The sequence below is a fragment of the Mailhella massiliensis genome (assembly GCF_900155525.1).
Lineage (GTDB): Bacteria > Desulfobacterota > Desulfovibrionia > Desulfovibrionales > Desulfovibrionaceae > Mailhella > Mailhella massiliensis.
Genome location: NZ_LT706942.1, coordinates 258,901 through 267,679, shown reverse-complemented (window position 1 = coordinate 267,679; position 8,779 = coordinate 258,901). Strand labels below are relative to the sequence as shown.

3 protein-coding genes are annotated in these 8,779 nt (G+C 45.8%); 1 reads left to right on the top strand and 2 read right to left on the bottom strand.

The features are described 5' to 3' along the window. Positions 1–348: 348 nt before the first annotated feature. The gene (locus CZ345_RS03605) at positions 349–2,862 is read right to left on the bottom strand and encodes a chemotaxis protein CheB (protein ID WP_077071821.1); all 2,514 of its coding nucleotides are present in this window, start codon (positions 2,860–2,862) and stop codon (positions 349–351) included. Positions 2,863–2,872: 10 nt separating this feature from the next. Further along, on the bottom strand, positions 2,873–6,799 hold the full coding sequence (locus CZ345_RS03600; protein WP_077071820.1) for a sensor domain-containing phosphodiesterase: 3,927 nt from the start codon (positions 6,797–6,799) through the stop codon (positions 2,873–2,875). 411 nt (positions 6,800–7,210) lie between these two features. Here CZ345_RS03600 and CZ345_RS03595 point away from each other — a divergent pair, with 411 nt between their 5' ends. Beyond that, complete coding sequence (locus CZ345_RS03595; RefSeq protein ID WP_077071819.1) at positions 7,211–8,164, top strand: diguanylate cyclase; 954 nt, start codon at positions 7,211–7,213, stop codon at positions 8,162–8,164. Positions 8,165–8,779: the final 615 nt, after the last annotated feature.

The window sequence follows — 8,779 nt, the reverse complement described above, 5'->3', positions numbered from 1 at the left end:
CTTTGTGTATAGATTTCGAGTCGAGACAACTGGTTATCTCACAAAGGAACCCCTTTTTTAACTTATGTAAAGGCTTCGCCTTTTTGGAACTCCCCGCATAGCGGGGAGTTTTCAGTCTTAAAAAAAGAGGCCATGACCAGTTTTTTAACTGGTCAAGCCCCTAAAAACAATATGCACCGCATGGGAATCCGCACCGCATAACAGCGGTATCCCCGACTCGTGCGGCAAACGCCGGCTTTCTCCAAAAGACCTCCTGCCGTCCGTTTCGGCCTTTTTCCGGCAGGAGGTCTTTTGGTTCATTGCATGTCAAGCAGCCGAAGCCCCGTGGCATGCAGGAGAACGCCGTCTTCACTGAGACTTTAACGACTCTTTTTTTGCCTCTCCCAAGCTGTCGATAATAGTGATGACCAGTCCCCTGATGTTGTTCTCCGTGGTTCTGTACGGAGCGATGCGCAGAGTATAGAACCTTCCATTCATGGCGACGACTTCTCTATCGATGGGAACAAGATCCTTCAACACAGATTCGGCGTCGGCAATGATGTCCTCTTTGGGAAAACTGTGGGCGAATATCTGTATGGGGCGCCCCACGTCATGACTCAGCAGTTGAAATTCCCTGCCGATGTATTCCGTAAACTTGCGGATGTTCAGCTTGCTGTCCACAAACAGAATGCCGATCATGGTGGAAGAGAGGAAGTTCGACAGGTCGTTCGTCATCATGGTCAATTCATCCAGCTTCTGCTGATATTCGGAATTGACGGTATACAGCTCTTCATTAACGGATTGCAGCTCCTCATTGGAACTTTGCAGCTCTTCATTCGCCGTAAGAAGTTCTTCATTGGCAGCCTGCAATTCTTCATTAACGGTTTCAAGCTCGCCTATGGTCTTTTTCAAATCCTCTCGCGACTCCCGAAGTTCCCGTTCCAAATCGTTGATTCTTCTCGCTGCCGTTGCATCGATATTGTATTTTTCTGAAGGGCCGTTGGGAAGAACGGCCTTGTCTTCCACGAACATGACGGCGAGAAGCTCTTCTTCGTTGGTCGTTCTGGGAACGCTCTGAACGACAAGGTCGATGCACTTTCTTCCGGAAAAACAATCCACACACACGTCCGTATAGGTGATGGACTCGTGCTCCTCCCGGCACCGGTTGATGGCAGTAGACGCGGCAAGGCACAAATCCTTATTGATGACATTGAAAAAGTTCAAACTTGCCTTGCCGATGGAGCTGTTCAGATATTCGTAATAATCGCCGAAAAAATGCAGAATGTTGTTGTTCTTGTCCAAAATGACGGTAGCCGGAAGGAAACGTTCCAGAAACTGCGTATATACGTTTTCCTGAGGATGTACGTTGTCTTCACTGCGCGATATCTCTGCCATAGGATAATGGACAGTCTGCACGCTCGGAATGTTGAACATGGGTGGAGTAAGATCGCTGACCTTGCTGTCCACATGATGCATGTAGATTTTTTCAAGAGACCCTACCGGAGTGAATACCTTTAAATATTCTCCGGCCGTCTCGCTTTTACCGAGGAAAAGGTAGCCGCCCGCTTTCAACGCGGAATGGAAAATGGAAAAAAGGCTTCGCTGCAGTACGGGTTGAAAGTATATCAGCACATTTCTACATATGATCAGGTCCAGCTTTCCAAAAGGAGGATCGGAAGTCATGTTGTGTGTGGCAAATATGATCATCCTTCGTATATCTTTGGATATCTGGTACTGATCGTTCTTCTTGACGAAAAATTTGGAAAGTCGTTCCGTGGAAACATCGTCCAGAATATCATCAGAATAAATACCTTTGCCCGCCCGTTCCACGGCTTTGGCGTCAATATCTGTAGCGAAAATTTTAACATCGCGCTCAAGGCCGGTCTCATCCAGCACTTCACGGAAAAGAATGGCGGCGGAATATGCTTCCTCACCTGTGGAACACCCCGCACTCCACACTCTGATTGGGACATTTTCGGTGCTTTTTTCCACAATGCGCCGAACGGCGGTAGCCTTGAGTTTTTCAAAAAATTCCTTATCGCGGAAAAATCTGGTCACGCCTATGAGTATGTCTTTGGCCAGAAGCTGCGCCTCTTCCAGGTTCTTTTCCAAAATATCGGTATAATCCGACAAAGTAGCACAATGCGTAACCACCATGCGGCGTTCTATTCTACGCATGACGGTGCTGCGCTTATAGTAACTGAAATCAATGTTGCTGGCTTTTTTTAAAATGGAATAGACGTGCACAAGACTTTCCTCATCGGAAAACACCTGCACGTTCTGATGCGGCTGCATCATGCTGGGGTATTGCGCAACATTAAGCAGTTCCTCAACAATTTCAGAAGGAGAGAGCACAAAATCAGCCAGGCCCGTATTAATGGCGTTTTTCGGCATACCGTCGAACTTGGCGGTGGCCGGCGATTGAACGATGACCAGTCCCCCGTGCTCCTTGACGACCTTTATGCCATTGGTGCCGTCGGAACCGGTGCCGGAAAATACCACGGCGATGGCACGCTCCTTCATTTCCTCTGCAAGAGACGTGAAAAAAACGTCTATGGGGTGATTGATACCGCCGTGGGGATATTGTTTAAGGATGAGCCTGCCGTCTTTTATGGTCATGTTCATCTTCGGCGGAATGAGATACACGGTATCCGGCTCCACCTGCATGGCATTTTCTGCTTGAAACACCCTCATGCTGGTGCCTTTGCCGAGAATTTCCGCCATGAGACTTTTATGATCCGGAGAAAGATGCTGGATGACCACATAGGCCAGACCACTATTGGACGACATGCAGGAAAAAAACTGCTGGAGGGCTTCCAGACCGCCGGCCGAGGCTCCCATGCCGACAATAGGCGGAATGGTGCTGGCTGCGAGATTCGACATGGAAACTCCTTTACCACTGTTCGTGATGAGCTTTCAAGTACTTGCTTTCAAATACGTTTTTCGACAGGGGGCGGTCGTAGTAATATCCCTGTACATACCTGCAGCCTTCCGTGATCAATGTCTCCAGCTGCTCTTTTGTTTCCACACCTTCCGCGACACACGTCATTTTCTGTGTGTCGCATATATGAATGATATCCCCTACCACCGTCCTGCCGATAATGTTTTTATTAATGTCCGTGATGAGACTTCGGTCGAGTTTCACCGTGTTGAACTTTACGTTGGTAAAAATGGAAAGATTGGAGTAGCCCGAGCCGAAATCGTCAAGCGAAAATTTAAGCCCGAAACGGCGAAATTCGTCCATCACACGGTTAAGCGTACCGCTTTCCACATTACAAGCCGATTCCGTAATCTCCACTTCTATAAGATTCACGGCAAAACGCTCATGTCGACTGAAAATGGCAAGCAACGCACCGGAAAGAGAATAATTAAACAGCGTGTATCTCGAAAAATTCACAGAAATGCACGGCGTTATGAGTCCATGTTCATGCCACCGCTCAAGACACTCCAACACAAAATCAAGAACGAACAAATCAAGATTCTTGATCATCCCGAGTTCTTCCATCTTTCCAATGAACGACAAAGGAGACACCGTCTTGCCTTCTTCATCCAGCCCACGAACCAGCGCTTCCGCCCCGCATATCTTTCCGGTGGAAACATCGATTCTCGGCTGAAAATACACGGTAAAACGCCCTTCTGCAACGGCGTCCTCCACGGTGGCATAGCGCGTTTTGCCGAGCTGAAAAGACTCCTCACGGGAAAGATCAAGCGACGTGTTGCTCATCATAATGGACTGCGCTTCCTGAACCAGTTTCTCCGCGGAAAAAAACTCCTTCGCCCAAGAAAAACCGCAGTGAACATGGTCAGCGTACTTGTTCTGGAGCACCGTTCTGAGCCTGGTGCAGCGCGTAATAAAAATCTGTTCAAGCACATTGGGATACAACGCGACAAATTTTGTTTTTTCCGTGCGGAACACATTCTTCCCAAAAAAGCGTTCCAGCAGTTCCGATATGTTCAATATGATATAGTTTCCATATCGGTTGTCCATGGAAGGAATATCGGCAAAATCAACAACGAAACATCCCATAGTGCTATACTTATCCGAAGAAAAACCGGGAAGCTCACTACAATAGGCATAAAAGTTCTTTGTTTTTGTTAATTCGTCAATTTTTTCAATATAATTACTCTTACTATTTTCTATGCGCTTTTGTTCCTGAACAAAATAAAACAAAATTATTTCTACTATAGCAATACTATCAATATTTGTTTTTGCATTTTCTATACACAAAAAACCTTTTATAACACTATTATATATTATAGGAAATACCTCATATTCCCATGAATTATACTTTCTAAAGTCTGTAACTAATTCATTACGCTTTGTTCTCAAAGGCTTTTTATGCTTATAGCAATGTTTTAAAAGCGGAAACGTATCAAGAGTATATTCAGATATAATATTCTTTATACTCCTTTTTCCGTTATTCAACCATTCATACGGTACAAAAATATTAGCGCTTTTCTCATCGAGAAAAACAATATATGCTCTATCGGCATTATAAAACTTTCCTATATGATTCAGAATATTTTTTACCGATACTTCTATTGAACTTGAAGAAATCATAGAAAAAATACTTTTATACAACACTTCTCTTTCTTTTTTTGACAAATTCTCCATATTATCCTTATCATATGAAAATAAATGAAAATCATTTATATATTCAAGTCCATCATCAAAATTTATAAAACTTGTATCATATATAAAAATTTCATCATCATAAACCTGTCTTTTTACATTTACATATAAATTTGAAAGCTGAAGCAAAATATGGTCAATATTTGAGTCGTCAACTTTTCCCAAATATATATTTGCTGTAAAATATAACGACAATTCCTCATAATTACCAGCTATTGCCCTTCTTACAAAGTCAAAAGCTTTTTTTACCGTTGCGTGAACATACACCCAGCTTTCAACATCATGAAAAAAAACAACAATATTATCTTTATATGATCCTACAAGGTAGGATCCATCAAAAAATAAGCTCATTAATGACGACACAATCGGCCGCAAAATATCCATATTTTCATTCTTTTTCAATAACGGCTGAATAAAAACAACGGCGCTGGTATCATGATTTTCATTATGCAATATGCCACGCATCAGATTTTTTGTGGAATGGTCGTCATAAACTCCAGTTATGTTGTTGCGTGACAGTTTTCCTTCTCGATAACTTTCCCACAAATATTTTTTATTGACATCGCGTAAAACAATAAACGCGTATACACTGTCGGAGAATACCTGTTTTATCAAATTAACGGTAAAAGCCACCCAGTTAATATCGCCGTTATTATTAACTCTACGATATTCCAGCGTTATCCAGTATCTTTTCTCCCGATACGCTTCCAACAAGGCCTGTCGGCTGAACAGACGGGAAAAAATACTTTTCTCCTGATGAGAAAAACATCTCTCCTCCTTTTCCGCAATAATCTCCGAATACTTTATTTTGCCGTAATAATCCGTAAAATTTCTTCCCTCGCTCCAGACCTCCTCAACAAGATTCTCGGTAAGATTGACTCGAACCGTAAGAATAACATGGGAATGGAAACATTCCGTTCTTTCGGCCCCCATGAGAAAAAGCACAGACTCCCGGCCCGTATTGTCTACAGCCGTGGTAACGCCTACGGCTTTCACCGGCATTCCATTGTCATCCGTCAAAAAATGATACCGTACCGCCACCCATCTGAACCTTTGAACATCCCCGAATCGAATCTGAAGCATGACCGAGGAAGAACTTTTTCCGGACAGAAGCAGCTCCGCAAGGCGCTGAAACGCGACAACGGAGTTCGGATGTATAAGCTCCCGGCGGAGAATATCGTCGGGAAAATGCCAATCCGACACCAAATCGTCCCCCCGCTCGTTGATGACCGAAAAAAATCCGGTCCTCAGATCCACCTTCCAGAACAGCATCGAAGTATTGTCGTTCAAAAGTCTGAGAAACGTGTTCTCCATAGCCAGCTGTTCTTCATTCTTTTTTTCTTCCGTAATGTCGGAAGAAAGAACGAGTACATACGCCCCTCGCTCACGCAGGCTTCCGATAGGGAGAAAGCGACTCCGACACCATCGCCAGTTTCCACCGTCAACGGAAAAACGGAAGGTATTCTCAGTGCCGACATTTTTACTGAAACATTCGATAATGGCTTCATTATGCTGCACGGCGTCGCTCTGATGAATGAGGATGTCCCGCACACTGCCAAGCTGCACATGACGGCCGGCGTTCTGTTTCATGGTATGATAACAGCCTGAACTTACATACACGAGCTGCGCCGTTTCGCCCACTTTATACAGAGCTATCCAGTCGGTCAGCCGGGTAACGACGGCATTGAAGGGAACCGCTACGGGAAACTCCATAACGGCGCAACCGTCTTCTGCGGTTCGGGCGGCAGCCAGCGCCGCACACGCCTGTTCAAGCAGGGGATCAAACGTCAGCAGCGTACCGCAGGCAAACGCCGTTCCCACACAGACATGGATATCCGCGTCCTGAACGGCTCCGGCCACTGCGTCCAACCTGCCGCGCATATCCCGCATTTTGGCAAGGACTCGTTCGGCGGATTCCGGATTGAAATCTACCACAAGAAACATATCGTCATCCATCCTGGCCAGCAGGTTCGAAGGCTTCATACTGCCCGAAAGAACCTGCTCCATGCGGTGACGGACGCCGTCTGTTGTCTTCTCTGGCATATCTGGAGAGAAACGAATCTCAAAAATAATGAGAGCGCAGACATCTTCAGGCTTCATACGTGCAATATGTTCCTGAATAATGGCTTTTGCCGCCTCAAATGGCCATACGGAAACATTGCTGACGATACGGGGAGCTTCACTCATAGCGCGCCTTCTCAAAAATTTTTTGATCAGACAAAACTATGCTCCACCCCCGCCTTTCAATTCAAAGAGAGAGAGAGAGAGAGAGAGAGAGAGAGAGAGAGAGAGAGCATATTTCTTGAATTATAATAATGGGTTATCAAATAACAACCTAAACACAAAAAACTCTCTTATACCATCTGTCGAATGATGCTCCTTCTCTTCTATCCGGTCAAGAAAAAAATATTCCGGCGATAGTGCCCATGCGCCTTTCCGCACCTGATTGACCGGAAAACACGTTCGCGGTATAATGTATTTCTGCCGCCCTGTATGCCGCATATGTAAAAATCCCTTGGGGTGCAGGGGAGTCACAGCGGTCAAGGAGAACGTCATGAGCCGTAATGCCGATATGGAAAGAGCTTCAACGGAAAGCAGTTGACCAGTTTTTTCATGCACAAGCATTACTGCGAAAACGACGTGGAAGCGATTATTTCCTATTTTTCCGACGACCTTGCATGGATCGGCGCAGCCGAACACGAATATGCAGTAGGGGGGGAGGTCATCACGCAAATCTTCCGCCAGTTTACCGGAAAACTCCCCCCCTGCATCGTCTATGGGGAAAAGTACGACGCCGTACAGCTTTCCCCGGATATTTTTCTGTGTACGGGAATGCTGTACATTGCCACGGATCCGGAGTCCGATATCTGCCTGCGCGTTCACCAACGAATCACGACCATCTTCCGTTGGGAATCCGGTTCGCCGAGGTGCTGCCACATCCATATCTCGAACCCCTATTCGGAAATGGTGGACAGCGACGTGGGCTTTCCTGAAAAAATGATGAGGGAATCGCGCGAGTACCTGCTTGAAAAGGTAAGAGAACAGACAAGGCTTCTGGAAAAGCAGAAGAACAGACTGGAAGAACAGAACAGACTGCTGGAACGCCTGAGTTTCGAGGACACACTGACCGGACTTTACAACAGAACCAAGTTCAATCTGCTGGGCGATGAACTCACCAGCGGTCGCTTGGGGCTGGCCTGTTTTGACCTCAACGGTCTGAAACTCGTCAACGACAGGGACGGTCACCAGGCCGGCGACGCTCTCATCCGGTGCGCAGCCGACTGCATCCGAAGGCTGTTCCAAGGAACAGCCTTCCGTATCGGCGGGGATGAATTTCTTGTCATCGACAGAGAAAAAGACGAAAAGACCTTTCTCGACGCTGTCCGATGCGTACGCAACGACGCGGAAAAACATGGCATCAGCATCGCCGCAGGTATTTCCTGGCGGGAACAGGCGGATCTGAATCTTCAGCTGCACGAAGCGGACAAACGCATGTATGAGGATAAAAAACGCCACTATTCCTCCCGTCAGTACGACAGACGAAAACACTAACTCCCTGCACCGCTCTGAACACAACGAAATGCAGCGGCAGACGAGTCCACATGCGCGATGTTTGGTCGACAAATGCCCCTTCTGGGGATCGACTCCGACTTCAATCTGAACCCGTACGATGTGTTATTATATAAGTCACTTCGGCATCTGTAAATTAAAAATACTTGTGGAGCACAAAAGCTCTACTTACAACCTAAATACCGAGCGGTATACCGCCGAGCATAGAGACTAACATGGTGGCTATACACCACATGGGTTCGTACCATGGAAACGGTTACTCCTCCTAGAAATAATTGCAAATCAGCAAAGTATACTGAACAGTGCCAAAGAGTATGTTGACCATTCTTCCTATGACCTAGCCCTTCGAAAGAAATCACACGCAAGATAGCCTTCGACTCCAGCAACGAAAGCAAGACATCAGGTGCATGGCTCCCCCTCACCAGCGCTACTACTTCCGTAAAAGATGGATACGTTACGGTCAGTAACGATATGAAAATCAACTAGAAAAGATGACTTTTTGACTAATTAATAGCTATTACATCTTAAAAAATCAATTTGAATGTAACAACAGACTTTCAATCCTGAGCTATTTAAAACTACCAAAATCATGAATAT

What these genes read in the sequence shown, in the direction of transcription:
- CZ345_RS03605 (WP_077071821.1), bottom strand. Translation starts at nt 2,862, where the DNA reads ATGTCGAATCTCGCAGCCAGCACCATTCCGCCTATTGTCGGCATGGGA.
- CZ345_RS03600 (WP_077071820.1), bottom strand. Translation starts at nt 6,799, where the DNA reads ATGAGTGAAGCTCCCCGTATCGTCAGCAATGTTTCCGTATGGCCATTT.